Origin of the sequence: Bradyrhizobium sp. B097, from assembly GCF_038957035.1 — a bacterium.
In the GTDB taxonomy this organism is placed as follows: Bacteria; Pseudomonadota; Alphaproteobacteria; order Rhizobiales; family Xanthobacteraceae; genus Bradyrhizobium.
This window is the reverse complement of the sequence record NZ_CP152412.1, coordinates 2,682,395-2,707,816: the sequence shown is the minus strand read 5'-3', so window position 1 is coordinate 2,707,816 and position 25,422 is coordinate 2,682,395. Positions and strand designations below refer to the sequence as shown.

The window sequence follows — 25,422 nt, the reverse complement described above, 5'->3', positions numbered from 1 at the left end:
GTCCTCAGACTATTTTTACCACGATGCGGCCGCGGACCTGGCCACCGAGGATTTTCGCACCATACCCCATGACGTCGTCCAAGGCGATTTCATGAGTGATATCAGCCAGTTTTACCTTATCCAGATCGCTGGCAAGGCGATGCCAGGCGGTCCTGCGGAGCTCGATCGGGCACATCACGGAATCGATGCCGAGAAGGCACACACCCCGCAAAATGAAGGGCGCGACCGACGACGGCAGGTCCATCCCGGCCGCCAGGCCGCAGGCCGCGATGGCACCGCCATACCTGGTCATCGAAAGCAGATTGGCGAGCGTGGTCGACCCGACGCTGTCGACGCCGCCGGCCCAGCGCTCCTTCGCAAGCGCCTTGGGGGCACCCGACAGTTCGGCGCGATCGATCACCTCGGTGGCACCGAGACCTTTGAGATAGTCGGCCTCCGACATCCGCCCGGTCGAGGCGATGACGTGGTAGCCGAGCTTCGACAGCACGGCGATCGCGACCGAGCCGACGCCGCCGGCGGCGCCCGTCACCACCACCGGGCCGCTCTTCGGCGTGAGACCATGCTTCTCCAGCGCCAGCACCGACAGCATCGCGGTATAGCCGGCGGTGCCGACCGCCATCGCGTCGCGGGCCGAAATGCCGTCCGGCAGCCGCACCAGCCAGTCGCCCTTGACGCGGGCCTTTTCCGCATAGGCGCCGAGATGGGTCTCGCCCATGCCCCAGCCGTTGCAGACGACCTTGTCGCCCGCCTTCCAGTCGGGATGGCTGGATTGCTCGACCGTGCCCGCGAAATCGATGCCGGCGATCATTGGGAAACGGCGCACCACCGGCGCCTTGCCGGTTAGCGCCAGGCCGTCCTTGTAGTTCAACGTCGACCATTCGACGCGGACGGTGACGTCGCCGTCCATCAATTCCGCGTCGTCGAATTGGGTCAGTGCGGCGGTGGTACCCTTGTCCGCCTTGTCGATCCTGATTGCCTTGAACGTTGCCACGATGAGCACTCCCCGTAATCTTGGTTTCGGGGGAGTGTTTAACCCATCAGGCCGGCTGCGCAACCGGGCGCACGACGGGCTTTTCAACGATCGGCAGGTTGATCAGCGCCGACAGCACGCCGAACAGCACCGACAGCCACCAGATCGGCGTGTAGGAGCCATACTGCTCGAACACGACGCCGCCGAGCCAGACCCCGAGGAAGCCGCCCACCTGATGGCTGACGAAGGCGAAGCCATAGAGGGTGGAGAACCAGCGGGTGCCGAACATCAGCGCGACCAGCGCCGAGGTCGGAGGTACGCTCGACAGCCACAGCAGTCCCGAGACCGCGCCGAATGCGATCGCCGAGAACGGCGTCACCGGGAACGAGATGAAGGCGACGGTCGCCAGCGCGCGCGAAAAGTAGATCACCGAGAGCAAATAGCGCTTCGGAAAGAAGTTCTGCAGCCAGCCGACGCTGAGCGAGCCCACGATATTGAACAGGCCGATCGCCGCAACCACCCAACCGCCGGTGGTCGCCGGAATGCCGCGGTCGGCCAGATAGGCCGGCAGATGGATGGTGATGAAGGCGAGCTGGAAGCCGCAGGTGAAGAAACCGAGCACCAGCAGCACATAGGAGCGATGGCCGAAGGCTTCGGCGAGCGCGGTCTTGAACGACTGCTGGTCGGCGGCCGGCACCTCGCCGGTCTCGGTGGGTGGCGTCACAAGCGCGAGCGAGAGCGGCACGATCAGCAGCATCAGCGCGCTGAACACGACGAGCGCGGTCTGCCAGCCGAAATTGTCGATCATCGCAACGCCAAACGGCGCGAACAGGAACTGGCCGAACGAACCGGCGGCGGTGCCGGCGCCGAGCGCGATGCCGCGCTTCTCCGGCGGCAGCAGCTTGCTGAACGCCGCCAGCACCAGATTGAACGACGAGCCCGACAGGCCGAAGCCGATCAGCACGCCGGCGCTGATGTCGAGCGACAATGAGGTGGTCGAGTAACGCATCAGCAGCAGGCCGGCGGCGTACAGCAAGGCGCCGACGACCATGACGCGCAGCAGGCCGAAGCGATCGGCAATGGCGCCTGCGATCGGCTGGCCGAGCCCCCACAACAGGTTCTGCAGCGCGATGGCAAGGCCGAACACGTCGCGGCCCCAGGCGAATTCGCGGCCCATCGGCTGCACGAAGAAGCCGAGGCTGGAGCGCGGGCCGAAACTCAGCAGCGCGATCGCACAGCCGCAGACGATGATGACGAGCGGCGTGCGCCAGGTGCCGGACGTCGGTCGGAGATCCCCGCTGGTAACGGCCATGCTGTCTTCCCCCGCGACTGGCGGGGGAACCGCCCCGCGAAACATTACCGGGAGTTAATGCATCTGCATGGAAATCCCAAGAGGCGGCGGAGAAAAATATTCGCTCGCAAGGCAGCTCTGCAGAATATGCGACGGTCATTCCGGGGCATGGCGAACCTGGAATGGAAGGCCGGAGGCGTTATCGCTTGGCGCTGGCCTGCTCGGCCGAGCTCTGGGCGGCTTCGGCGAGTTGCGCCGAGATCTTGGCGGTCTCGGCCGGATTGCCCCAGCTCGGCGCGTCGCTGCCGTCGCCCCAGGCGCGCGGGCGATAGAAGGTGTGGACGCCGAACTTGTACGTCTTCTTCATTTCACTGACCCAGGACGGCCGCACCCAATAGGCGTGGTAGTGGGTCGAGCGATCGACTTCCGGCAGCCACAATTTGCCGTCGAGGATCGCCTTCGAGATCTTCTTGGCGCGGTCCCACATGTCGGGCTCGCGGACCACGTCTGGGATGTTGTCGCAGGCGAAGGTGAACTGACAGGCGTAGTGGCGGTTCTTGTTCTGGTAGACCACGCCGCACACGGTCTCCGGATATTTGCCGGAGAAGGCGCGGTTCAGCACCACCTGGGCGACCGCGATCTGGCCCCGCACCGCTTCGCCGCGCGCCTCGAAATAGACCGCCTCGGCGAGGCACTTCTCCGACTTGGCGCGCGATTTCTCGTCGAACAGGCCGAGCCGCTCCGCCGGCGTCTTGGTGTGCTGGTCGTCGGCGTTGACCTCGCCCTTCGGCGCGATGCTCTCGCCCATCTCGCCGGCCTTGACCGGGCCGTCGGCATCGACCGGCAGTGACGCCATCACCTTCAGGTCGGGATCGGGCTGCGCTGCCGGCGCAACGACCACCGGCGCCTCGCCGGGCTGCCAGCGCTCGAGATTCTCGGGCGTGCCGAGCGACGAGCCGAAGAACAGGCTGGCGGTCTTGAATGCAAACGGGTCGCGCGCATGCGTTGCATCGGCAGGCGGCGCAGCGGCAGGCTTTGCGGGCGCAGGCTTCAGATCATCGAGCGGACTGGCCTCGAGCGACATCGACACGTCGTATTGCTGCGGCGACGGCTTGACATATTGCGGCAGTGGCGGCGCGCGCAGCGCCTCCTGCAATTCGGGATCGAGCGGCGCGTTGTCGGCCGGCGCGGTCGTGGTCTTCATGCCCTTGACCGACGAATTCGAAGTCGCGGGATCCTCGTTCGCCGGCGCCGGGTTCGCGGGCCGTGCAGGATCGACCTGGTCAGGCCGCCCGACGACGAGACGATCGCCCTTCAGGGTGCGATCGACCTTGGGAAAATCGGATGCCTGGTAGCGCGGCGGCGGTGCTGTGATCGGATTGCGCGTCACCGTACCGGTGATATCGACGCTCGGACTGTCCAGCCGCGCGAGCAGGATTTGCGGATCCTGCGGCGCCGATGTTCCGATCGGACGGCCGAAGCTGTAGGTCGCCACCTGGATGGAGCCGACCGCGGAGGCGAAGACGCGCTTCTGCCAGCGCTCGGCAACGCCGGGCTGCCGGGCCAAAAGCGACGCAATATCCTGATATCCGAGCTCGGTCGGCATCAGTGCGAAGATGCCAAGACCGAGACCGAAGAGCGCAAGACGTGCGCCCTTCGGCTGGTTACGCGACACAAACATCGTACGCTCACGCAACGCTTACTGAGTGCAATCGAACGCGGTACATCCGCGCAATTCGACCTTTCTCGTTGCTAACTTGTTTAGGTTGCCGCGGAGTTAATCAGCGTTGCACGCGCGCTACACTCAAGCGATCGCACGTGCGACGCACGTCGCATCACGCGTCTTGGTAAATGCGCGGCGCATGAAAGTCGTAAACATCCGGTCAACAGGGATGGTGAATAGAGTGTTGCGCGCGCCGCAGGATTCCGACGCGTAGGATGGGTGCAGCGCAGCGATACCCATCATCTCTCCACGCGGAGGCAATTGATGGGTATCGCTTCGCTCCACCCATCCTACGAACCCCGATAAGCAAATGGCCGGGACTTGGTCCCGGCCATCGCACTCTCTGGACTGATTGATCGCTTACGCCTGGCTGGCGATCTCCTTGCCGAGCGCGGCCTGCGCTGCGGCGAGACGCGCGATCGGCACGCGATAGGGCGAGCACGAGACGTAATCGAGCCCGACCTCGTGGCAGAACGCGACCGAGGCGGGATCGCCGCCATGCTCGCCGCAGATGCCGACCTTGAGGTTCGGCCGTGTCTTGCGGCCGCGCGTCACGCCGATCCTGACCAGCTCGCCGACGCCGTCGCGATCGACCGAGATGAACGGATCGATCTCGAGGATGCCCTTGGCGACATAGGTGCCAAGGAAGCTCGCGGCGTCGTCGCGGCTGATGCCGTAGGTGGTCTGCGTCAAGTCGTTGGTGCCGAAGGAGAAGAACTCCGCGGTCTCCGCCACCTCGCCCGCCATCAGGCAGGCGCGCGGCAGCTCGATCATGGTACCGACCTGGTAGGTCAGCTTGACGCCGGTTTCCTTCATCACCGCGTTGGCCATCGCATCGATCCGCGCCTTGACCAGATCGAACTCGGCCTTGGTCGCTATCAGCGGCACCATCACCTCGAGTCCGACCGGCTTGCCGGTGCGCTTGCCGGCTTCGACGGCCGCCTCGAAGATCGCGCGGGCCTGCATCTCGGCGATCTCGGGATAGGCGATCGCGAGACGGCAGCCGCGGAAGCCGAGCATCGGGTTGAACTCGGACAGTTCGCGGGCGCGGTCGGCGAGCTTGCGCGGATCGGTGTTCATGGCGCGCGCCACTTCCTCGATCTCGGCTTGGGTGTGCGGCAGGAACTCGTGCAGCGGCGGATCGAGCAAGCGGATCGTGACGGGCAGGCCCTTCATGATCTCGAACAGCTCGACGAAGTCGGCGCGCTGCATCGGCAACAGCTTCGACAGCGCGGCGCGGCGCGACTGCTCGTCCTCGGAGAGGATCATCTCGCGCACGGTGCGGATGCGGGTCTCCTCGAAGAACATGTGCTCGGTGCGGCACAGGCCGATGCCTTCCGCGCCGAACTTCACCGCGGTGCGCGCGTCATCGGGCGTGTCGCCGTTGACGCGAACACCGAGCTTGCGGACCTCGTCGGCCCAGCCCATCAGCGTGCCGAACTCGCCGGACAGTTCCGGCTCGATCATCGGCATGCGGCCGGCCAGCACCTGCCCGACCGAGCCATCGATGGTGATGACGTCGCCGGTCTTGAAGGTGCGCGAGCCGATGCTCATGGTGCCACGGCCGTAGTCGACACGAATGGTGCCGCAGCCGGAGACGCAGGGCTTGCCCATGCCGCGCGCGACCACCGCAGCATGCGACGTCATGCCGCCGCGGGTGGTCAGGATGCCTTCCGCGGCGTGCATGCCGTGGATGTCTTCCGGGCTGGTTTCGATGCGGACCAGAATCACCTTGCGTCCGTCGGCCTGCAGCTTGGCCGCTTCGTCAGACGAGAACACGATCTCGCCGGAGGCCGCGCCAGGCGACGCCGGCAGGCCGGTCGCGATCACGTCGCGCTTGGCGGCCGGATCGATGGTCGGGTGCAGCAGCTGGTCCAGCGACGCCGGATCGATCCGCGTCACCGCGTCCTTGCGCGAGATCAGGCCTTCATTGGCAAGCTCGACCGCGATGCGCAGCGCCGCCTTGGCGGTGCGCTTGCCGCCGCGGGTCTGCAGCATCCACAGCTTGCCCTGCTCGACCGTGAACTCCATGTCCTGCATGTCGCGGTAGTGCTTCTCGAGCAGCGTGTAGATCCGCGTCAGCTCCTTGAACGCGGCCGGCATCGCGGCTTCCATCGACAGCTTGTCGGAGCCGGATTCCAGCCGTGCCTCTTCGGTGATGTCCTGCGGCGTGCGGATGCCGGCGACGACGTCCTCGCCCTGCGCGTTGATCAGGAACTCGCCGTACAGCTTGCTCTCGCCGGTCGAGGGGTTGCGGGTGAAGGCAACGCCGGTGGCCGACGTCTCGCCCATGTTGCCGAACACCATCGCCTGCACGTTGACCGCGGTGCCCCAGGATTCCGGGATGTCGTGCAGCTTGCGATAGGTCACCGCGCGCGCGTTCATCCAGGAAGAGAACACGGCACCGATCGCGCCCCACAGCTGGTCGTGCGGATCCTGCGGGAAGTCGTGGCCGGTCTCCTTGGCGACCGCCTCCTTGTACTTGCCGACCAGCTCGACCCAGTCGTCGCCGGTGAGGTCGGTGTCGAGCGAGTAGCCCTGGCCGTCCTTGAAGGTGTCGAGGATGTCCTCGAAGTGATGATGCTCGAAGCCGAGCACCACGTCCGAATACATCGTGATGAAGCGGCGATAGCTGTCATAGGCGAAGCGGCGGTCGCCGGAGAGCTCTGCGAGCGCTTCGACCGTGCGGTCGTTGAGGCCGAGATTGAGCACGGTGTCCATCATGCCCGGCATCGAGGCGCGCGCGCCCGAGCGGACCGAGACCAGCAGCGGGTTCCTGGCGTCACCGAAGGTCTTGCCGGTCAGCTTGCCGACATAGTCGAGCGCCTTCTCAACCTGTGCTTTCAGTTCCTTCGGATACGTCTTGTCGTGGTCGTAGAAATAGGTGCAGACCGAGGTCGGGAGGGTGAAGCCGGGAGGCACCGGCAGGCCGAGATTGGCCATTTCCGCGAGGTTGGCGCCCTTGCCGCCGAGCAGATTACGCAAGGTCGCCTGGCCCTCGGCCTTGCCGTCGCCGAACGTATAGACCCACTTGCCGGCCTTGATCGCTGGCGGAGCCGCCTTTTTCGCAGCGGTGACCGCCTTTACCGGCGCCTTGCTGGCGGGCTTTGCAGCCGGCTTCGCAGTCGATTTGGCGGCAGGCTTCGGCGCCGGCTTCGGGGCGCTCTTCTTCAGCGCCTTGCGCGCTGGAGCGGCCTTCCGGGCCGGTGCCGAGGACTTTGATTTCGCTGCGGTTTTCTCGGCAGTTTTCTTGGACTTCGCGACGGCTTTGGCCATGTCAGACAACAATCCGAAAAGAGGGGTCGAAGATGCGCGCCTTACACCATTTTGGGGGGTTCCGCGCAAGCCGCGAAACCCCGCTTTCCCGCTACAGGTGCAGCCAGCGCAGCAGGCCCATCCCGACGAGCCCGACGAAGATCAGGTAGATCGCGACGATGTAGTTGAGCAGCCGCGGCATGATCAGGATCAGGATGCCTGCAATCAGAGCGACAATGTGCGGCAAATGCCCAGCGGTGATGACCATTGAAGAGTTCTCCGGCGGTTTTTGGAGGAGCGAATCGAGCGGCAGTTTATCCGCTGCGGGGGTTTCCACATCAAGACGTCCGTCACGGCCTGAGAGTTCCCGCAACTCACGAAAATTGCTCCAAAATGCCGCGTATGTGGCGGCGGTTTTTCCGGAACATCACCACACCAGATGCATTGGCTCGCCGTGCGCATCGGCGAAGGTCGGCGCGCGCGTCAAAAGAATGGAGCGAGCCATGCGAAACAGAATACTTGCCGTTGCAGCGGTTGCTGCTGCGATCACGGTGCCGGCTGTTGCCGCACAGGCCCAGACCGTCGGCGTTGTCCGCGGTGGCCCGCCGGTTGCAGTCGAGGATGACGAAGGCATTGCGGTCGAGCAGCGCCCGGCATTCCGCGAATACATCGTGCGCGAGCGCGTGCCGAACTACACCGTTCCGGATCGCGTCGTGATCGGCACCGTGCTGCCGGATGCCGGCGTAACTTATTACGACGTGCCGCAACGGTTCGGCGCGACGCCCTATCGCTACACCGTCGTGAATGGCGAGACCGTTCTGGTCGAGCCGCGTTCGCGGCGGATCGTTCAGGTGGTCGAATAGCTCAGCTCGGCGGGATCGCCTGAACGAACAGTCCGGGCGCCGCGCAAGCGGATGTGCGCGCAGTTCGACCGGACCAGAAAGCCCCGCCCGGCCTCCCCTCCGGGCGGGGCTCTTCGGTTCTAGAGCAAGATGATGTCATGTTGAATCGGTCTTGCGGCGGACTGGCTCACCTCTCCCGCTTGCGGGGGAGGTCGCATCGCATCGAAGATGCGATGCGGGTGGGGGCTCTCTCCACGATGTGACTCGCGGAGAGAGCCCCCACCCCAACCCTCCCCCGCAAGCGGGAGAGGGAGCGAACCGCCTTCGCGGTGCTATTCGACCTAATCTCATCGCGTTCTAGTGTCGTCGCGATCTACGATTTCAGGATCGAGAGCAGCGTCGAGGTCGACTTGTAGCTCTTGATCGCGGCGTCCTGGAAATCCTGCGTCCAGTTGGCCGCCTGGCGTTCCTCCGCGCTCATCGAGGAATATTGCTTGAGGATGCCGAGGCTGAACTGGCGCGGATCGCCGGCGGACTGGCTCTGCTTCAGCGCATCGAGCACGGCAAGGCGGGTCCGCGTGTTGAGTTCCTGCTTGGCCGCGAAGATCTCCTCGCCTGAAAACTTCTTGTCCTGGTTCAGCGAGATCGCTGACAGCGAGCGGTTGTCGAGCGAGGACAGGTCGGCGAGCTGTCCGGTCTTGCGGCGGGAATCGTAAACCAGTTGCTTGCCGTTGCTCGCCGCCTCGCTCTTCAGCCGATCCAGGAAGGCCCGCACGTCGCTCGCTACGCTGCTGAAATCACGTGGCTTACCCGTCGCAGGAGGCGTGGTTCCCGCCAGCGCGGCCGCGATCGGGTCGCCTGAAATTCCCGCCGGCGCCTTGTTCGGATCCTGCTGCGTCGCCTGATAGCCTTTCAGCACCGCGGCGCGCTGATTGGCCCAGGTTGCGGTGGCCTTTTCCTCATCGCTGGCGCCGTCGAGATAGTCGAGCGCCGACTTGTAGCTGACGCTGTAGTCGCCGGTCAGGCGGGTGGTCGCAAGCGACGGCGCCAAGACCTTGTCGAAGCGCTGCTTCAGTTCGGTGGCGGCGACCGCCTGCTCGTCCGGCGTGAACTTGCCGCCATTGTTGGTCGAGATCGCAAACAGCGAGCGGCGATCCAGTGTCGAGAGATCGATCGTGGTCTTGCCGTCGACGATCGGCTTCTTCACCCCCGCGACCGTGTAGAGCCGGTCGAGCGTGACGCGCGCGTCGTTGGTGACGGTCGCGAAATCCGGCAGCGGCGCCTTGGCGAGCTGCGCGCGGGCGACGTCCGACAGCGTGAGGTTGGTCGCAGCGCTCGGTGTCGCGGATGTCGACAGGTCACCGGCGCTGCCGTCGCCTGACAAGGTCGCCGCCAGCGAGGGTGTCGCGGCGGCCCGCGCATAGGCCGAGCCGTATTGGGCGTAAGGATTTGGCGTGGTGCCGATCGAGGTCATCGGGGAGGTCCCTGCATTGGCGCGAGGGGCGATTTCTTAAGAAATCGTTGACTCGCCAGGACCCTCGCAGGGCATGGTTAACAAATTGCAAATTGTTTCGAAATATTTCTGAGGGCCCGATCAGACGCGCTTCCGCGCCACGATACGGTGAATGACCTTGCCGGACGAGGCGCTGACGACTTCCGCATCGAGCAGCAATTCGGCTGCCGCCAGTTCAGCCCGCACCAGCGCGGTATCGAACGCCGCGTAGAGCCGACCATGCGCATCGCGCGCATCGTCACCCGCGGTGACGCGCCAGCTCAGATAGGAGATACCGCCGGGCTTCACGAGTTCGAACATGCGGCGCACCGACGGCGCGATCAGCGCGTGATCGAGATGCATGATCACGGTCTCGCAGAGCACGTTGTCGAAGCTGCCAGAGGCGATGCCGGACAGCTCGGGCAATTCGGCGCGCACAAAGCGCAGCGCCGGATAGCGGGTGCGAGCTTCCGCCAGCAGGCCCTCGGACGCGTCAAAACCTTCGGCCGGAAAGCCATTGGCATTCAGCCACGCCACCTCGCGGCCGCTGCCGCAGCCGATATCGGCGGTCGCGCCGCCCTTGATGAAGAACTGCCCGACGATCTCCTGCAGGTCGCAAGGTGCCGGCTGGTCGTGCCAGTCCTGCGCAAACGCCGCCGCCTCCTTGTCGTAAGCGGCGAGCGTTGCGCGATCCATCGGTCAGCCCTCGATCCTGGAGAAATCTGCCACCGCGCGCGTCGCGGCGCGGATCTCGTTGAGCAGCTTCAGGCGGTTTTCGCGCACCTTGGGGTCATCGTCGTTGACCTTGACCTTGTCGAAGAAGGCATCGACCGCCGGACGCAGTTTTGCCATCGCGCTCATCGCACCGGCGAAGTCTTCCTTGGCGACGGCGGCGGAGGCCTCGGCCTTCACCTGGTCGATCGCCTTCGCGAGAATCTTCTCTTCATCGAGCTTATAGAGCGCGGCGTCAGGCGCGCCGTCAAAGGTACGCTTGTCCTTCTTCTCCTCGATGCTGAGGATGTTGCTGGCGCGCTTTGTGCCCGCAAGCAGGTTCTTGCCATCGTCGCTGTCGAGGAATTTGCCCAGCGCCTCGACGCGGCGGACGACGAGCAAGAGATCGTCCTGGCCGCCGAGCGAGAACACGGCATCGACGAGATCGTGACGCGCGCCCTGGTCGCGCAGCTGGACCTTGAGGCGGTCGGCGAAGAAGGCGAGCAGGTCGTTCGGCAGCGTTTCCGCATCAGTCTTAACCGACAGCCCGAGCAACGCGGATTTGGCTGCCTTCAGGATCGGCAGGCGCAACGTGTTCTCGACGATCAGCCTGATCGCGCCCAACGCCGCACGGCGCAGTGCGTATGGGTCCTTCGATCCCGTCGGCTTCTCATCGATCGCCCAGAACCCCGCAAGCGTATCCAGCTTGTCCGCCAGCGCCACCGCCACACTCACCGGATCGGTCGGCACGCGATCGGTCGGACCTTGCGGCTTCCAGTGCTCCTCGCTCGCAGCCGCGACGGACGCATCCTCGCCCTGCGCCAGCGCGTAGTATTTGCCCATCAGGCCCTGCAACTCGGGGAATTCGCCGACCACTTCGGTCAGCAAGTCCGCCTTTGCGAGGCGCGCTGCGCGCTTGGTCTTCTCGACATCGGCGCCGACCAGCGGCGCGATCTCGGCCGCCAAGCGCTCGATGCGTTTGATCCGCTCCGCCTGCGTCCCGAGCTTCTCGTGGAACACAATCTGCTCGAACTTCGGCAGCCGGCCTTCCAGCTTGGTCTTGAGGTCGGTCTCGTAGAAGAATTTTGCGTCGGACAGCCGCGGACGGATCACGCGTTCATTACCGGCGACGATGGTCTTGCCGCCATCGGGCGCCTCGATGTTGGCGGTCAGCACGAACTTGTTGGTCAATTTCCCCGTCTTGGGATCTTTGACCACGAAGCACTTCTGGTTGTTGCGGATGGTGGCGCGGATCACCTCGTCCGGGATCGACAAGAATTCCTTCTCGAACGATCCCATCATCACGACCGGCCATTCGACGAGGCCGGAGACCTCATCTAGCAGCACCTGGTCCTCGACCAGTTCGAGGCCCTGCGCGAAGGCCAGTTCCTTGGCGTCCTCGAGGATGATGTCCTTGCGCGCCTGCGGATCGAGGATGACCTTGGCGGCCTTCAGCTTGGCCTCGTAATCCTCGAAGCGGCGCACGCTGATCGCACCCGGTGCCATGAAGCGATGGCCATAGGTGGTCTGCCCAGCCTCGATGCCGTCCACCGAGAACTTGACGACGTCAGGCTCCTCGGTCTCGAGCCCAAAAGTCGCGGTGATGGCGTGCAGCGGGCGCACCCAGGTGAGCGAGCCTGATTTGGCCGAGCGCGCGCCCCAGCGCATCGATTTCGGCCAGGGGAAGGTGCGGATGATCACCGGGATCATCTCCGCGATCACGTCGATCGCGGCGCGGCCGGGCTTCTCGATCAACGCGATGTAGAAATCGCCCTTCTTCGGGTCGGTCTGGATCTTGGCCTCGCTGATCGAGGTGAGACCAGTGGCCTTCAGGAAGCCCTGGATCGCGGGCTCGGGTCCGCCGACGCGCGGGCCGCGGCGCTCGTCCTTCAAATCGGGCTGGCGCGAGGGAATGCCGTGCACGGTGAGCGCAAGCCGCCGCGGGGTCGCGAACGCCTTGGCGCCTTCATAGACGAGGCCTTCCGCGACGAGCTTGTCGGTCACCATGCGGCGCAGATCGTCCGCCGCCTTGGCCTGCATGCGCGCGGGAATTTCTTCGGAGAACAGTTCGAGGAGGAGATCGGGCATCAGACCGCCCTGCCCGTTTCAGTGTGGATCCATGCCTCGCCGCAGGCCTTGGCCAGGTCGCGCACGCGTCCGATATAGCTCTGCCGCTCCGTCACCGAGATGACGCCGCGGGCGTCGAGCAGGTTGAACACGTGGCTCGCCTTGATGCACTGGTCGTAGGCCGGCAAGGCCATCAGATGTTCCTTGATATTGCTGTTCTCGCGCCAGCCGGCGGCGAGATATTTGCGGCAGGCCTCTTCCGCCATCCTGAACTGCTCGAACAGCATCGCGGTGTCGGCGTACTCGAAATTGTGCCGCGAATATTCCTGCTCGGCCTGCAGGAAGACGTCGCCATAGGTGACCTTCTCGGCGCCCTCGCGGCCGTTGAAGTTGAGGTCGTAGACGCGATCGACGCCCTGCACATACATCGCGAGCCGCTCGAGCCCGTAGGTGAGCTCGCCCGCGACCGGCGCACATTCGACGCCGGCGACCTGCTGGAAGTAGGTGAACTGGCTGACTTCCATGCCGTCGCACCAGCATTCCCAACCCAAGCCCCAGGCGCCGAGCGTCGGGCTCTCCCAATCGTCCTCGACGAAGCGGATATCATGCACGGCGGCGTCGATGCCGATCGCGGCCAGCGACTTCAGGTACAGGTCCTGAAGGTTCGGCGGCGACGGCTTCATGATCACCTGGAACTGGTAATAGTGCTGCATCCGGTTGGGATTTTCGCCATAGCGGCCATCCTTGGGCCGCCGCGAGGGCTGCACATAGGCCGCGTTCCAGGGCTTTGGCCCCAGCGCGCGCAGCGTGGTCGCGGGATGGAAGGTGCCGGCGCCCATTTCCATGTCGTAGGGCTGCAGGATGACGCAACCCTGCTCGGCCCAGAATCGCTGGAGAGCCAGGATGAAGCCCTGGAACGAACGTTCCGGGCGCATGTGGTCAGGCAGGGCGTCCATCGTCAGTACAGGTCTCGCGAGGGGGTTTTGAAGCGCGCGGGACCGTATCGGCGGCAGCCAATGGAATCAAGGCGATGCCGGAAATCCGGCACCGCTTCTTGCGGCTTTTCAGAGTTCGCTAGCCCGGACGATAGGCGCCGGTCACGGGGTCGCGGCGCAGGGTCTTGATTTCGCTTGCACGCGTGGTCTCGGCCACGCGGGACAATCGCGCCTCTTCCAGTTCCTGGTTGATCCGGACGGCCGTCTTGTATGCCCAGCGGACCACGGCCAGGCCACCCAGGACGCCTGCGAATGCAATCAGCGGCGGCATCGGTCGATCCTTGTCGTTCACGTCTGTCAGGCCCCCAATGGAAGGTATTCTCGCGCAAGGCGGCCTGCGCTGCAATCGCGCTTTTGGGGCTAAATGGCGCGCTCAAATCCCCGTGTTCAGAGCCCGAATCTAGCCCAAATCGCCCTGGTTTCGACCGCCGAGATCAAATCGTCCGGCAGGCTTGCGAGCCCGTCCAGCGCCGCCATCGACCCCGCCCCCGGCGCCCGCCGGCCGAGCAGGCCGGACAGCATGCCGCTTGCGGGCGCGATCACCGGGGTCAGCACCTTCTCGCCATAGCGGGCCCGCAGCGTCGCGCGCAGGTCGCCGATGCCATCGGCAAGCCCGAGCCCGATCGCGGTCTCGCCCGCCCAATATTCGCCGGTGAACAACTCGTCGTCGGGCCCCTTCAGGCGGCTGCCGCGGCTCTGTTTCACCAGCGCAATGAAGATCGCATGGATCTCGCGCTGGATCGACTTCAGCCGGGCGACGTCGTCGGGGTTTTCGGGAAGGAACGGATCGAGCATCGCCTTGTGGCTGCCCGCCGTATAGAGCCGCCGCTCGACGCCGATCTTCTTGATCAGCCCCTCGAGGCCGAAGCTGCCGCCGACCACGCCGATCGAGCCCAGGATCGAGGACGGATCGCAATAGATCTCGTCGCCGGCGCAGGCGATCATGTAGCCACCGGAGGCCGCGACGTCCTCGACGAACACCAGCACCGGCAGCTTCTTCTCGGCGGCCAGTTGCCGGATGCGCAGATAGATTTGCCGGGACTGCACCGGCGAGCCGCCCGGCGAATTGATCACCAGCGCTACCGCCTTGGCGTTCCGCGTGCCAAAGGCGCGCTCCAGCATCTTGGCGACGCCGGCGAGCGACATGCCGGGCCGCAGCGGCGTCACCGCGCCGATCACGCCCGACAGCCGCACCACCGGCACGACAGCCATGCCGCGCCGGAAACGTGCCGGCAACATTCCTTGCGCGCGTTCGAGCCATCCCGAACGTCCTCCGGAATGTCCCTGGCGATCACTTGTTTGTTCACTCATGCCGTTACCTCGAATTAACCACTTTTTATCACGCCAGTGTCATTGGATTTCGTGGAACGCGTTTTGCATTTTGTCATTGGGGTTGCAACGCGCGGCGGAGAGGGAGCCATGAAGATCTACCTGCTGATTTTGCTGATCGGTACACTTCTGACCGCGATCCACTTCACATCCAGGCCTGAACGCCAGTCGGAAACGGCCCCGCAGTGATTTAGTGCCAGTACGACGCGGGCAGCATCCCTGCCCGTCAGCGCCGCGCCAGCGGCAATTCCCCTTTCCCAGCCAAGATCTCCTGCACCCATTTATTGGGCACACCTGACTCTTCATTGAGCAACAGCGCGGCGTGCAGCCGCGTCGGCGCCCGGCCGCCCTTGGTGGCCCGCACCAGGATTCGGATCGCCGGCGAGGTCACCTCGCCGTGAACCGGCAGGATCTCGAGGCTGCCGAAGCCGCGATCCAGCGCGGCCAGCACCTCGGCAATCCCGTCGGCCCGCCAGATCATCGCAAGCTGCCCGTTCGACTTGAGGATCCGCCGCGCCACGTGAACCCAGCCAGCGAGCGTGGTCGCGGTCGCGACATGGGCGCGCTGCCGCACGCCGTCCGGCGAGGCGCGGTGCCTGGAGGGATCGTTGAACGGCGGGTTCATCAGCACGACGTCGGCGCTGTCGGGCGCAAGTCCGAGATCATCGAAAGCGGAGGCGCCGGCCTCGACATCGAGCACGATCACCTCGGCCATGATCGCGTTGGCGCTGGCATTATTCCGGGCCAGCTCGGCCAATGCAGGGTCGATTTCGACCAAAACCAGATCGATCTCCTTCACCCGCCGCGCCACCGCCAGCCCGGCGGCGCCGACGCCGGAGCCGAGATCGACGACCCGGTCGCCTGATCGCGCCGGCGTCGCCGCGGCCAGCAGGATCGCGTCATGACCGGCGCGGTGGCCGCTGCGGGGCTGCCGCAGCCGCAATTGCCCGCCGAGGAATCCGTCTTCGGTGATTTCAGCGGCCGGAGACTCGTTTTTTGACGCGTTTTCTTCACGCGAACCGGGGCCCACTTCGCTTGAAAACGCTCTAGTCATCGGCCCGCAATTCGTGGCCCAGGCCGGCATCGGTCAGGAGCTGGCGGGCCTCGTGGTTGTCGTCCTCGTGCACCAGGATCCGCCGCGGCAGCACGCCGAGCGAGCCCTCGATGATGCTCATGTTCTGGTCCAGCACCAGATGATGGATGTTAGCGCTGTCGAGCAGCGCACCGACGGCGGAGACCAGCACCACGTCATTGGTCCGTACCAATTCCCGCAAAATCCACTCTCCTCTCCGCCCGGCTGTGCGGCCAATGCATCACATGTCAACAACTTCGTGGCCTTGCCGCACACCTTCGCAGTTTCTATTGTTATAGCTGAGCTAGTGCGAATTCGGCAAAATTGGAGACCAGCGTGGCGGTTATTGTACCCTTCGAAAGCCCGTCCGATGCTTCGATCGACGGGCTGGTGGGACTTGTCGCCGCCGACATGGAGCGCGTCAACGCGACCATCCTTTCGCGGACCGGCTCCGAGGTCACCATGATCCCCGAGGTCGCCAATCATCTGATCTCCTCAGGCGGCAAGCGGCTGCGCCCGATGCTGACCCTGGCGATGGCCCAGCTCGCCGACTACACAGGCGATGGCCACATCAAGCTCGCCGCCGCGGTCGAGTTCATGCACACCGCGACCCTGCTGCACGACGACGTGGTCGACGAGAGCGAGCTGCGCCGCGGCAAATTGTCCGCGCGGATGCTGTGGGGCAACGAGGCCAGCGTGCTGGTCGGCGACTTCCTGCTCGGCCAGGCGTTCCGGATGATGGTCGAGGTCGGCTCGCTGCGCGCGCTCGACATTCTCTCCGCCGCCGCCGCCACCATCGCCGAGGGCGAGGTGATGCAGCTCGCCGCCGCCAAGAACACCGCGACCACCGAGGACGAGTATCTCGCCGTGATCCGCGGCAAGACGGCGGAGCTGTTCGCCGCCGCCTGCGAGGTCGGTCCCGTGATCGCCAACCGCCCGAAGGCTGAGCAGACCGCCTGCCGCTCGGTCGGCATGAATCTCGGCATCGCCTTCCAGCTCGTCGACGACGTGCTCGACTATGGCGGCAAATCGGCAAAACTCGGCAAGAATGTCGGCGACGATTTCCGCGAGGGCAAGATCACGCTCCCGGTGGTGCTCGCCTTCCGCCGCGGCAACGACACCGAGCGCCAGTTCTGGATCCGCGCGCTGGAGCGCGGCGAGATCGGAGCGGCCGACCTCGATCACGCGATCGGACTGATGACCAAGCACCGCGCGCTGGAGGACACCATCAGCCGCGCCCAGCACTACGGCGCAATGGCCGTCGACGCGCTGGCGCTGTTCCCGTCCTCGCCGATGAAGACGGCGCTGGAACAGGTCGTGGCGTTCTGCCTCGCAAGATCGCATTAAGTTCGCAGAGCAAACTGCGCCCGCATACACGGTGTCGTCCCTGCGAAAGCAGGGACCCGTACGCCGCGGCGAGAGTTGTGAACGGCAGTCGTCGTTCCGAAGTGTTCAAACAATAACCACTCGTGGTATGGGTCCCTGCTTTCGCAGGGACGACGGCGAGTTTGTTGCGCTGTCCGTCACAAAATGACGTCGTCCCGGCGCAGGCCGGGACCCATAACCACAGGGCTGCATTGTTGAAGCGGGTAGTGGCCCCAGCTTTGCAAACCAATTAGCATTTGTGGTTATGGGTCCCGGGTCGCGCATCGCTTGCCCGGGACGACATCGAGTGTGTGGCGCACCGCCGTCGCAAAATATCGTCGTCCTGGCGAAAGCCAGGACCCATAGCCACCGAATTTGATTGTGGAAGAGATCGTGGCCCCAGCGTCGCACAACGATTGCCATTTGGGGTAATGGGTCCTGGCTTTCGCCAGGACGACGCTGAGGATGGTTCTCGATTCAGGTTGCCACACCACACACCGTCATCACCCGCGCATGCCGGTGATCCAGTATTCCAGAGACGCCCGTGCGTGAACCGAGCGGCCGCGGCGTGCTGGATCGCCCGGTCGCATTGAGCTCGCCACGCCCACGGTGTCGTCCCGGCGCAGGCCGGGACCCATAACCACAGGGCTGCGTTGTCGAAGAAGGCTGTGGCCACTGCGTCGCTCAACAACGAGCATTGGTGGTTATGGGTCCCGGCCTTCGCCGGGACGACGGCGAGGATGGTTCGCGATTCAAGTTGCCAGACCATGCACCGTCATCACCCGCGCATGCGGGTGATCCAGTATTCCAGAGACGTCCGTGCGTGAACCGAGAGGCCGCGGCGTACCGGATCGCGCGCTCGCATTGAGCTCGCCACGCCCACGGTGTCGTCCCGGCGCAGGCCGGGACCCATAACCACAGGGTTAGGTTGCTGAAGAAGGCTGTGGCCACTGCGTCGCTCAACAACGAGCATTGGTGGTTATGGGTCCCGGCCTTCGCCGGGACGACGGCGAGTTCGTGGCGCCGCGTGTGAATCACACATCGGCAGCGCTTGAACGTTCGGCGCGCCCGCGACCTGCAGCTACAGGTCCTGCACGCGGTCGAGCACGGCGTTGAACACGGCTGCGGGAACATGCACCCGCTCATCGCGATCAAGCGCCTTGAGTTCATCGGCGTGAGCATCGGGCTCACGGCTGACGATTGCCAGCCGGTCGAAAAACGCGAGATCCAGTTCGCTGTCCTGCATGCGCATGGCGCCCCAAACGTCCCACGGCAGCATCTCGCGATTGTTCAGCGCGCCGATGTCGCGGACAAGATTGCCCGCAATGAACCAGAGTCCGTGCATGTCGAGGATGCCGAAGGCGCCGGGATCACGGCGCCCGGCGCGGCAGAGCGACCAGGCATCGCCCGCGACCAGGAACTGGTCTCGGGGGACATCGGCTGCATCGAACCTGATCCCGAACAGCTCACGCTGGCGATCGTCGATCTGGGAATCGAACAATACCCAGCATTTCCTGTCTTCGTTCCAGTACTCCGTCACCCAATGGTCGAGGTATTTTCCCGCTTCGAAATAGGCGCCGAACCCGCAACGGGCGCGCGCCGGAATGCCCTGCGTGCGCAACATCGCCACGTGAAGCAGCGTGAAGTGCCTGCACACACCGACCTGCCGCTCGTTGACGGCACGCGCCACGGCAAGCGGCCGCGCGTTGCGCGTCACGATTTCATCCAGCATGTTCTCGACAGCGCGGACCTGCGATTGCGCCTGCCGGTCGCCGCCGAGCGTAACCCCATAGGCCGGGGCGATGTGCTGATGGATCAGTAGACCCTGCACAGTCGCGGCAAGCGCGCCGGCGCCTCGCGGCAGGCTTTCGAACAGCGCGGCGTGACGCCCCGGATCGCTCATGGCAACCGGTCTTTCGTACCTGTCGACGTTCATCTGAAAGGTCTCCCGCAAGTCTCGCCTCCCGCGCAACCACCACACCGGCCGCTACTCCTCGACCGGCACCCAGATCTCCAGCCCGCCGTTACCGCTGTTCTTGTCGAACTTGTCGTCGTAGCGCTCGAAGTTCGGCGCGTCCGCGACCTTCATGCCGGCCTGCGGCAGCCAGCGATTCCAGATCGTGTTGACGGTGCGGCGGATGGTCGAGATGTGGTCGGCGTGGGTGAACACCACATATTTCTGCGCCGGGATCCGGACGCGCGCGAACTCGCGCGGCAGGTCCGAGAAATCGGCGACCTCGACACCTGCGATGTAGTCGAAATTGCCGGCATCGTCGCCGTTGCAGCAGACACCATAGGCAACGTCACCGACCTGGCGGGGAATATGCGCGCATTGCTGGTGGAAACCATGCCACTGGTTCGGGATGCCGGCCGTGCTGTCATTGGCGTGGTTGTAGCGCTCGCCGACCCCCGCGACGAGAAACGCCTTTCCGGTCGCGATGCGCGGCGGATCGATGTGATCGAGAGCGGTCGAGATCATGGTGATCGGCTCCTGAAGCTTGAGCTTGGTCAGGCACGTCGTCGCGCGCACCGTCTCCGGCGTGACGCCGAAATGGTCGCGAAACGCGCGGGTGAATGCTTCGTGGGAGCCGTAATCCGCATCCAGCGCGAGCGTGAGAATGTCGGGCGCACCGGCGGCGAGCTCGCGCGCGGCCTCGCTGAGGCGGCGCGCCCGCACGTAGCGCATCACCGAAAACCCGGTCGCCTCCGCGAACGCCCGCACCAGATGGAAGCGCGAGACCCCGGCAACGACCGCGATATCATCCAGCGTCAGCGACGTGCGCAGGTGGCTTTCGATGTACCAGAGCGCCTTTTGGGCTGGATTCATGGACGACGGCCTTCCTGCAAAGCTCGGGCATCATGCACGGCTGCCGCGCGCGGCGTTTGACAGTCCTTGCTGCGCGGCGGCGAAACTATGGTTCCGCTCTGCGAAATTTTACCGCAAAGCCGTCGCTGGCAACACCGCTGCAATCGTGCATACTCGCAGTTGCATCGATCCGACGGCTCACCAAGCTGCCCGAAAATCAAGACTGCACGAGCCGCGGCCAGCATGTCAGGGAGGACAATGATGCATCACCACCGCCTGAGCTATGTCAACTGCGTCAAGTCTGCGGCGCTTGCGGGGCTTTTGACGATCGCCGTCGCCAGCGCAGCCAACGCCCAGAAGAAATACGATCCGGGCGCGACCGACACCGAGATCAAGGTCGGCAACATCATGCCCTATTCGGGTCCGGCATCCGCCTACGCCACGATCGGCAAGACGGAAGCCGCCTATTTCAACAAGGTCAACAGCGAGGGCGGCATCAACGGCCGCAAGATCAACTTCGTCTCCTACGACGACGGCTACAGCCCGCCGAAGATGGTCGAGCAGGCCCGCAAGCTAGTGGAGAGCGACGAGGTGCTGTTGATCTTCAATCCGTTGGGCACGCCGGGCAACACCGCGATCCAGAAATACATGAACGCCAAGAAGGTGCCGCAGCTGTTCGTCTCCACCGGCGCCGCCAAGTGGAACGATCCGAAGAACTCTCCGTGGACCATGGGCTGGCAGCCGAGCTACCAGGTCGAGGCGCGCATCTATGCCAAATACATCCTGCAGAAATATCCCGGCAAGACCATCGGCGTGCTCTACCAGAACGACGATTTCGGCAAGGACTATCTGATCGGCCTGCATGAGGGGCTCGGCGATGCGGCCAAGAAACTGATCGTCGTCGAATCCTCCTACGAGACCACGTCGCCGACGGTGGATTCGCAGATCGTGCAGATCAAGGGCGCCAACCCCGACATCTTCGTCAACATCGCGACGCCGAAGTTCGCGGCGCAGGCGATCAAGAAGGCTGCCGAGCTGGATTGGCATCCGGTCCAGTTCCTGACCAACGTCTCCGTCTCGATCGGCGGCGTGATGAAGCCCGCCGGCTATGAGGCGAGCCAGGACATCCTGTCGACCCAGTATCTGAAGGATCCCGCGGATCACGAGTGGAAGAACGATCCGGCCATGAACGAGTGGCGCGCCTTCATGACCAAATGGTATCCTGAGGGCGACCAGAACGACGCCTCGACCGTGTTCGGTTACGGCGTCGCCAAGGGGCTGGAGCAGGTGTTGCGGCAATGCGGCGACAACCTCACCCGCGAGAACCTGATGAAGCAGGCGGCGAGCCTCAACTTCGAGATCGGCATCTATCTGCCCGGCACCAAGATCAAGACCGGACCGGACGACTATGCACCGATCGAGCAGTTGCAGATGATGCGCTTCAAGGGCGAGAGCTGGGAGCGGTTCGGCCCCATCATGAGCGGCGAGAAGAGTTCGTAGCAGCCTTCTCCACAATTTCGGAGTTCGTGATGCCCGGCGCCACGCCGGGCATCCACGTCTTCGACACGATTCACGAGCAAGACTTGTCACGGGCAAGACTCGCCACAAGCAAGGCTTTACAACCAAGACCTGCGATGGCTGGAACCCGGGCGCGCCGCAGCAGCGCTGTCCAGGCTGCCGCGTCCGGCCCTCACGAGCTCCAGGGACATCCTGCTAAATCCTGCGATCGGAAGGACAACAACAATGAAAATCACCGACGTCCGCGCCCACCATATCCGCATTCCCTATGACGCCGGCCCTGCAAGCTTCCGCCAGGGCGCTTCCGCGATCTCGGCGCTCGACATGGTGCTGGTCGAGGTTTCGACCGATGCCGGCCTGACCGGCTGGGGCGATGCCTTCGCCTATGTCTGCCCGAAGACGAGTTGCGCGGCGGTGGCCGAGATGATCGCGCCGCAGGCCCGCGGCCTCGAGGTGCCCGACGCCGCCAGCATTCCCGCCGCGATGGAACAGATCCAGCGCAATTTGCATCTATTCGGCCGCTACGGCATCACGATGTTTGCGATCTCGGCGCTCGACATCGCGCTGTGGGATCTCGCCGGCAAGGCGAAGGGCGTGCCGCTGCATCAATTGATCGGCGGCGCCAAGCGCAGCACGATTCCGGCCTATGCGAGCCTGATGCGGATCGGCAATCCGACGCACATCGCCGCCGAATGCAAGAAGGCGATCAAGCTCGGTTACGCCGCGATCAAGCTGCACGAGACCACCGTGCCTGCGGCTGCTGCGGCGCGCGAAGCGATCGGCCCCGGCGTGCCGCTGATGGTCGATATGAATTGCCCGCTGGACGGACCGGCGGCGATCCAGTTCGCCCGCGACTGCAAGCAGGCCGCGCCGATGTTCCTGGAGGAGCCGGTCTGGCCGCCGGAGGATTTTGCGACGCTCGCGGAGGTGCGGAAAGAAGGCCGGCTCGATATCGCGGCCGGCGAGAACGCCTGCACCGTGCATCAATTCCGCCAGATGATGACCGCGGGCGCGGTCAGTCACGCCCAGCCATCGGTGATCAAGGTCGGCGGCGTCACCGAATTTTTGCGCGTGGCGGTGCTCGCCGACGAGTTCGGCGTCCAGGTGATTCCGCACTCGCCCTATTTCGGGCCGGGCTTCCTCGCCACGCTGCATCTGATGGCGATCCGCGACGAAGGCCTGATCGAAGTCTTCTTCATGAAGCGCCCCGCCTGCCTGTGGGGCGGCCGCATCGACGTCGACGCCCATGGCCATGTCGCCGTGCCGCAGGGCCCCGGGCTCGGCTACGAGCCGGATCGCGGTGTGATGGAGACGTATCGGGTGGCGTGAGACGTACGCTGCGAGCCACGACAACGGTGTGCCCCCTCTCCCGCTTGCGGGGGAGGGCTCTCTCCACGAGTCACATCGTGGAGAGAGCCCCCACCCGGATCGCATCTGGCGATGCGATCCGACCTCCCCCGCAAGCGGGAGAGGTGAAGCGAGGTCGCGGATGGAATTCTTCTACTTCGTCCCGTCCTTCGCCACAGGCGTCGCATCCTTCGCCGGCGGTGCGTCGACCTTCTTCTTCATATCCTCGGTCAGCTTGATCTGCGCCGCCTGCAAATCAGTGACGATCTTCTGCAAGGTCGCGACCGAACCCTTCAGGCTTTCGACCTGCCGGTTGGCGGCGTCGAGCTTCTGCTGGTGATCCGATGTGAGCTTGCCGATCGTCTTCTGCAGGAAATCGACGTTGCTCTGCAGGCAGCTGGTGCGCCGCTCCATCGTTTTCTCGACGGTGCAGATCTCGATGCCGGGAACGTCCTGCGCATGCGCGGTTCCGACGACGCCGAGTGCAAGCGGCACGAGCAAGGCAGCAGCGAAACGCGCGATCATCGACATCCCCAATCACATGCGTCATTCACAGTTTTGTGCTCGCGACGCTGAAAGCCAGGCACACATACCACACTGAAACCGCATTCAAGCGGTGTGCTTGACCCATTACCGGGACTACTCGTGGGGACGGGGGCCTTCGGAACTAGTTTGGTTCGACCCCTTTTGGCTCGACCTTGGGCAGTGGAGACAGATCGTATGGCTACGCGCGAAAAACGGCTGGCGCAATTCGACGGCAATGGCGAACCTTCGCCGGAACAACGCGTGGAAGTGCTTTGTGAGGATCACAGCGGCACGTATCAGCTGCCGTTCGCCTGCCGATTCATCGACGGGCAGTGGCGTAATGACACGACCGGCGGCGCGCTGGAGGTCAACGTCATCGCCTGGCGCATGCCGCGCGTGAAGCAGGCGGGCATGGCCTGAGCGCTGCGTGGGCGCGCGCTGTTTCAAAACGCGACGCGCACGCGAGGCGTTTTAAGATTTGGAACGCGGATGGAACGAACCGCGTCCGAATCACTGATCGAGCGACGTACTCCGTTGTTCACGGCTAGATGTGGTCATCAGTCCGAGGCGGCGCACCACATACAGAAGCATGACGATCGGCCGCAGCCAGCGGCCGACGACAAAGGTTAATTCCTCCGCGGACGACATTTGCGGTCCCTCCTCGCGATCATTTCCACGGCGTCACCGGCGGCACCGTCTCGGTTGCCGGCGGCACATCCACGGTCTTGAAATCGGCCGGGCTGACGATCTCGAGGTATTCCATGTCCTTCGAGTAATCGAACAGATAGTGGGTGATGCCGGGCCGCTGATGGATCACGTCGCCCGCCTCGACCAGCGTCTCCTTGTCCTCGTACATGAAGCGCGCCCAGCCCTTGGTCATGATGACGATCTGAAAATCGCACAGATGCTTGTGCCAGCCGGTGCCCTCTTCCGGCGGCAGGTCGGGATTGGCCTTGACCAGATGGCAGATCACCTGCCCGCCGGTGGCATCGGCGATGCCGAGATCGCGATACAGGAAGAAGTCGCGCAGACCTCCGCCCTTGAACTCGGTGTCACCGGGTTTGACGTGGGAGAATTTGCTGACGGCGGCGTGCTGGTTCATTTCAAGCCTCCACGGTTCTCGTGTTCGCGAGATCGCGGCGCCGGCTCAGCGTCCAAATTTTCGGCAGCGTCGCATCGTCGCGGTCACAGCTCGCTTGTTGCTATGCGAAATCCTTGCCAGCCCGGTTGTGCTGCGGCGATCGGTCCCGCCATGCGCTGATATCGCCGCCGAAGCATTTGGCGCGAGGCACATATTTGCGCTCGGCGGTTGCCGGGCGCGCCGGCCGCGCGCAGCCGGTGCCGGACGCCGAAGGCACGTCCATTGAGCAAGGCCTGCCTGGAGCTTGAGCCGCCCGCGCCGCCTGGCCTTGGCGCACGCTGCCTAATATTCGACCTCGAGCTCCTCGACATCGGCAGGCTCGGCCTTCGCAGCCTCGATCCATTCCTGCATCTCGGGCATCACCATGATGGTGCTGGCATACGCCGCGAGAACGGGGTCGAGCTTGACGTCATAGGTCATGAAGCGGGTCACGACGGGGGCATACATCGCGTCCGCCATGGTGCGGCGTTCGCCGAACAGGAACGGTCCGCCTGACATGCCGAGGCAATCGCCCCAGATGGTGCAGACACGGTCGATGTCGGCCTGCGCCCGCGACCAGATCTTGAAGCCGGGAAAATGCCCCTTGAGATTGACCGGCAGCGACGACCGCAGCGTGGTGAAGCCGGAATGGATTTCGCCCGAGATCGAGCGGCAATGCGCGCGCTGGATCCGGTCCGCCGGCAGCAGCCCGGCCTGCGGCATGATCTCGTTGAGATACTCGCCGATCGCCAGGGTATCCCAGACGGTCGCGCCCTCGTGGCGCAGGCAGGGCACCAGGATCGATGATGACAGCAGCAGCAGTTCGGCCCGCGCCGAGGCGTCATCGGGCGCGGTGACCACCTCCTCGAATTCCAGCCCGGCGAATTTCACCAGCAGCCAGCCGCGCAGCGACCAGGACGAATAATTCTTGCTGCTGATGGTGAGTGTCGCTTTCGCCATATCGGATCCTCACGCCTGAACGCGTCCCGCCCCC

Annotated in this window: 24 protein-coding genes; 5 read left to right on the top strand and 19 right to left on the bottom strand. The window is 64.6% G+C overall.

Features of this window, described 5'->3' with window-relative positions:
- Window positions 1–4: 4 nt before the first annotated feature.
- From AAFG07_RS12515 to AAFG07_RS12495, 5 genes are all read right to left on the bottom strand, one after another.
- Window positions 5–991, bottom strand: coding sequence for an MDR family oxidoreductase (locus AAFG07_RS12515; protein WP_342727530.1), 987 nt, complete (start codon window positions 989–991; stop codon window positions 5–7).
- A gap of 46 nt (window positions 992–1,037) precedes the next feature.
- The gene (locus AAFG07_RS12510) at window positions 1,038–2,282 is read right to left on the bottom strand and encodes an MFS transporter (protein ID WP_342727529.1); all 1,245 of its coding nucleotides are present in this window, start codon (window positions 2,280–2,282) and stop codon (window positions 1,038–1,040) included.
- Window positions 2,283–2,460: 178 nt separating this feature from the next.
- Window positions 2,461–3,942 (bottom strand): cell wall hydrolase, encoded by a 1,482-nt coding sequence (locus tag AAFG07_RS12505; RefSeq protein ID WP_342727528.1) that lies wholly within the window; start codon window positions 3,940–3,942, stop codon window positions 2,461–2,463.
- A 402-nt stretch (window positions 3,943–4,344) separates the two neighbouring features.
- The gene (ppdK, locus tag AAFG07_RS12500) at window positions 4,345–7,260 is read right to left on the bottom strand and encodes a pyruvate, phosphate dikinase (RefSeq protein ID WP_342727527.1); all 2,916 of its coding nucleotides are present in this window, start codon (window positions 7,258–7,260) and stop codon (window positions 4,345–4,347) included.
- A gap of 91 nt (window positions 7,261–7,351) precedes the next feature.
- On the bottom strand, window positions 7,352–7,507 hold the full coding sequence (locus AAFG07_RS12495) for a DUF3096 domain-containing protein (protein WP_084518327.1): 156 nt from the start codon (window positions 7,505–7,507) through the stop codon (window positions 7,352–7,354).
- 235 nt (window positions 7,508–7,742) lie between these two features.
- Here AAFG07_RS12495 and AAFG07_RS12490 point away from each other — a divergent pair, with 235 nt between their 5' ends.
- Window positions 7,743–8,102, top strand: coding sequence for a DUF1236 domain-containing protein (locus tag AAFG07_RS12490; protein WP_342727526.1), 360 nt, complete (start codon window positions 7,743–7,745; stop codon window positions 8,100–8,102).
- 352 nt (window positions 8,103–8,454) lie between these two features.
- Here the strand turns inward: AAFG07_RS12490 and AAFG07_RS12485 are convergent, their stop codons facing one another.
- From AAFG07_RS12485 to AAFG07_RS12450, 8 genes are all read right to left on the bottom strand, one after another.
- The gene (locus tag AAFG07_RS12485) at window positions 8,455–9,555 is read right to left on the bottom strand and encodes a hypothetical protein (protein ID WP_342727525.1); all 1,101 of its coding nucleotides are present in this window, start codon (window positions 9,553–9,555) and stop codon (window positions 8,455–8,457) included.
- A 120-nt stretch (window positions 9,556–9,675) separates the two neighbouring features.
- A complete protein-coding gene (locus AAFG07_RS12480) occupies window positions 9,676–10,269 on the bottom strand; it encodes a class I SAM-dependent methyltransferase (RefSeq protein WP_342727524.1) in 594 nt (197 codons plus the stop codon).
- 3 nt (window positions 10,270–10,272) lie between these two features.
- Window positions 10,273–12,372 (bottom strand): glycine--tRNA ligase subunit beta, encoded by a 2,100-nt coding sequence (gene glyS / locus AAFG07_RS12475; RefSeq protein ID WP_342727523.1) that lies wholly within the window; start codon window positions 12,370–12,372, stop codon window positions 10,273–10,275.
- Window positions 12,372–13,307 carry a glycine--tRNA ligase subunit alpha gene (locus tag AAFG07_RS12470; protein ID WP_342727522.1) on the bottom strand — a complete coding sequence of 312 codons (936 nt, stop codon included), beginning with the start codon at window positions 13,305–13,307 and terminating at the stop codon, window positions 12,372–12,374. The genes glyS and AAFG07_RS12470 overlap by 1 nt, the downstream gene beginning before the upstream one ends.
- 118 nt (window positions 13,308–13,425) lie before the next feature.
- Entirely contained in the window at window positions 13,426–13,617 is a 192-nt protein-coding gene (locus tag AAFG07_RS12465) for a hypothetical protein (protein WP_050403245.1), read from the bottom strand.
- 116 nt (window positions 13,618–13,733) lie between these two features.
- Complete coding sequence (locus AAFG07_RS12460; protein ID WP_342727521.1) at window positions 13,734–14,657, bottom strand: S49 family peptidase; 924 nt, start codon at window positions 14,655–14,657, stop codon at window positions 13,734–13,736.
- A gap of 244 nt (window positions 14,658–14,901) precedes the next feature.
- The gene (locus tag AAFG07_RS12455; RefSeq protein WP_342729137.1) at window positions 14,902–15,705 is read right to left on the bottom strand and encodes a methyltransferase; all 804 of its coding nucleotides are present in this window, start codon (window positions 15,703–15,705) and stop codon (window positions 14,902–14,904) included.
- Window positions 15,706–15,721: 16 nt separating this feature from the next.
- Window positions 15,722–15,949: a DUF2007 domain-containing protein gene (locus tag AAFG07_RS12450; RefSeq protein ID WP_092116072.1), complete on the bottom strand. Its 228-nt coding sequence runs from the start codon at window positions 15,947–15,949 to the stop codon at window positions 15,722–15,724.
- Between the two features lie 134 nt (window positions 15,950–16,083).
- Here AAFG07_RS12450 and AAFG07_RS12445 point away from each other — a divergent pair, with 134 nt between their 5' ends.
- The gene (locus tag AAFG07_RS12445) at window positions 16,084–17,094 is read left to right on the top strand and encodes a polyprenyl synthetase family protein (RefSeq protein ID WP_342727520.1); all 1,011 of its coding nucleotides are present in this window, start codon (window positions 16,084–16,086) and stop codon (window positions 17,092–17,094) included.
- A 1,099-nt stretch (window positions 17,095–18,193) separates the two neighbouring features.
- Here AAFG07_RS12445 and AAFG07_RS12440 read toward each other — a convergent pair.
- A complete protein-coding gene (locus AAFG07_RS12440; RefSeq protein ID WP_342727519.1) occupies window positions 18,194–19,048 on the bottom strand; it encodes a transglutaminase-like domain-containing protein in 855 nt (284 codons plus the stop codon).
- A gap of 51 nt (window positions 19,049–19,099) precedes the next feature.
- Window positions 19,100–19,939, bottom strand: coding sequence for an AraC family transcriptional regulator (locus AAFG07_RS12435; protein WP_342727518.1), 840 nt, complete (start codon window positions 19,937–19,939; stop codon window positions 19,100–19,102).
- A 237-nt stretch (window positions 19,940–20,176) separates the two neighbouring features.
- Here AAFG07_RS12435 and AAFG07_RS12430 point away from each other — a divergent pair, with 237 nt between their 5' ends.
- Window positions 20,177–21,418, top strand: coding sequence for an ABC transporter substrate-binding protein (locus AAFG07_RS12430; protein WP_342727517.1), 1,242 nt, complete (start codon window positions 20,177–20,179; stop codon window positions 21,416–21,418).
- 243 nt (window positions 21,419–21,661) lie between these two features.
- Window positions 21,662–22,765 carry a mandelate racemase/muconate lactonizing enzyme family protein gene (locus tag AAFG07_RS12425; protein WP_342727516.1) on the top strand — a complete coding sequence of 368 codons (1,104 nt, stop codon included), beginning with the start codon at window positions 21,662–21,664 and terminating at the stop codon, window positions 22,763–22,765.
- 171 nt (window positions 22,766–22,936) lie between these two features.
- On the opposite strand, the gene AAFG07_RS12420 is transcribed toward AAFG07_RS12425, so the two are convergent.
- Window positions 22,937–23,308 carry a hypothetical protein gene (locus AAFG07_RS12420; RefSeq protein WP_342727515.1) on the bottom strand — a complete coding sequence of 124 codons (372 nt, stop codon included), beginning with the start codon at window positions 23,306–23,308 and terminating at the stop codon, window positions 22,937–22,939.
- A 195-nt stretch (window positions 23,309–23,503) separates the two neighbouring features.
- On the opposite strand from AAFG07_RS12420, the gene AAFG07_RS12415 reads away from it, so the two are divergent.
- Entirely contained in the window at window positions 23,504–23,728 is a 225-nt protein-coding gene (locus AAFG07_RS12415; protein ID WP_029079022.1) for a hypothetical protein, read from the top strand.
- 90 nt (window positions 23,729–23,818) lie between these two features.
- On the opposite strand, the gene AAFG07_RS12410 is transcribed toward AAFG07_RS12415, so the two are convergent.
- From AAFG07_RS12410 to AAFG07_RS12400, 3 genes are all read right to left on the bottom strand, one after another.
- On the bottom strand, window positions 23,819–23,956 hold the full coding sequence (locus AAFG07_RS12410; protein ID WP_342712494.1) for a hypothetical protein: 138 nt from the start codon (window positions 23,954–23,956) through the stop codon (window positions 23,819–23,821).
- A 19-nt stretch (window positions 23,957–23,975) separates the two neighbouring features.
- Window positions 23,976–24,410, bottom strand: a complete 435-nt coding sequence (locus AAFG07_RS12405) for a cupin domain-containing protein (RefSeq protein ID WP_212310646.1) — start codon at window positions 24,408–24,410, stop codon at window positions 23,976–23,978.
- 321 nt (window positions 24,411–24,731) lie between these two features.
- A complete protein-coding gene (locus AAFG07_RS12400) occupies window positions 24,732–25,388 on the bottom strand; it encodes a glutathione S-transferase (RefSeq protein ID WP_342727514.1) in 657 nt (218 codons plus the stop codon).
- Window positions 25,389–25,422 lie beyond the last annotated feature (34 nt).

Coding starts and splice junctions, on each gene's coding strand:
- AAFG07_RS12485 (WP_342727525.1), bottom strand. CDS start 9,555: ATGACCTCGATCGGCACCACGCCAAATCCTTACGCCCAATACGGCTCG.
- AAFG07_RS12410 (WP_342712494.1), bottom strand. CDS start 23,956: ATGTCGTCCGCGGAGGAATTAACCTTTGTCGTCGGCCGCTGGCTGCGG.
- AAFG07_RS12495 (WP_084518327.1), bottom strand. CDS start 7,507: ATGGTCATCACCGCTGGGCATTTGCCGCACATTGTCGCTCTGATTGCA.
- AAFG07_RS12430 (WP_342727517.1), top strand. CDS start 20,177: ATGATGCATCACCACCGCCTGAGCTATGTCAACTGCGTCAAGTCTGCG.
- ppdK (WP_342727527.1), bottom strand. CDS start 7,260: ATGGCCAAAGCCGTCGCGAAGTCCAAGAAAACTGCCGAGAAAACCGCA.
- AAFG07_RS12490 (WP_342727526.1), top strand. CDS start 7,743: ATGCGAAACAGAATACTTGCCGTTGCAGCGGTTGCTGCTGCGATCACG.
- AAFG07_RS12505 (WP_342727528.1), bottom strand. CDS start 3,942: ATGTTTGTGTCGCGTAACCAGCCGAAGGGCGCACGTCTTGCGCTCTTC.
- AAFG07_RS12460 (WP_342727521.1), bottom strand. CDS start 14,657: ATGAGTGAACAAACAAGTGATCGCCAGGGACATTCCGGAGGACGTTCG.
- AAFG07_RS12425 (WP_342727516.1), top strand. CDS start 21,662: ATGAAAATCACCGACGTCCGCGCCCACCATATCCGCATTCCCTATGAC.
- AAFG07_RS12420 (WP_342727515.1), bottom strand. CDS start 23,308: ATGATCGCGCGTTTCGCTGCTGCCTTGCTCGTGCCGCTTGCACTCGGC.
- AAFG07_RS12415 (WP_029079022.1), top strand. CDS start 23,504: ATGGCTACGCGCGAAAAACGGCTGGCGCAATTCGACGGCAATGGCGAA.
- AAFG07_RS12470 (WP_342727522.1), bottom strand. CDS start 13,307: ATGGACGCCCTGCCTGACCACATGCGCCCGGAACGTTCGTTCCAGGGC.
- AAFG07_RS12465 (WP_050403245.1), bottom strand. CDS start 13,617: ATGCCGCCGCTGATTGCATTCGCAGGCGTCCTGGGTGGCCTGGCCGTG.
- AAFG07_RS12405 (WP_212310646.1), bottom strand. CDS start 24,410: ATGAACCAGCACGCCGCCGTCAGCAAATTCTCCCACGTCAAACCCGGT.
- AAFG07_RS12510 (WP_342727529.1), bottom strand. CDS start 2,282: ATGGCCGTTACCAGCGGGGATCTCCGACCGACGTCCGGCACCTGGCGC.
- AAFG07_RS12400 (WP_342727514.1), bottom strand. CDS start 25,388: ATGGCGAAAGCGACACTCACCATCAGCAGCAAGAATTATTCGTCCTGG.
- AAFG07_RS12435 (WP_342727518.1), bottom strand. CDS start 19,939: ATGAATCCAGCCCAAAAGGCGCTCTGGTACATCGAAAGCCACCTGCGC.
- glyS (WP_342727523.1), bottom strand. CDS start 12,372: ATGCCCGATCTCCTCCTCGAACTGTTCTCCGAAGAAATTCCCGCGCGC.
- AAFG07_RS12440 (WP_342727519.1), bottom strand. CDS start 19,048: ATGAACGTCGACAGGTACGAAAGACCGGTTGCCATGAGCGATCCGGGG.
- AAFG07_RS12480 (WP_342727524.1), bottom strand. CDS start 10,269: ATGGATCGCGCAACGCTCGCCGCTTACGACAAGGAGGCGGCGGCGTTT.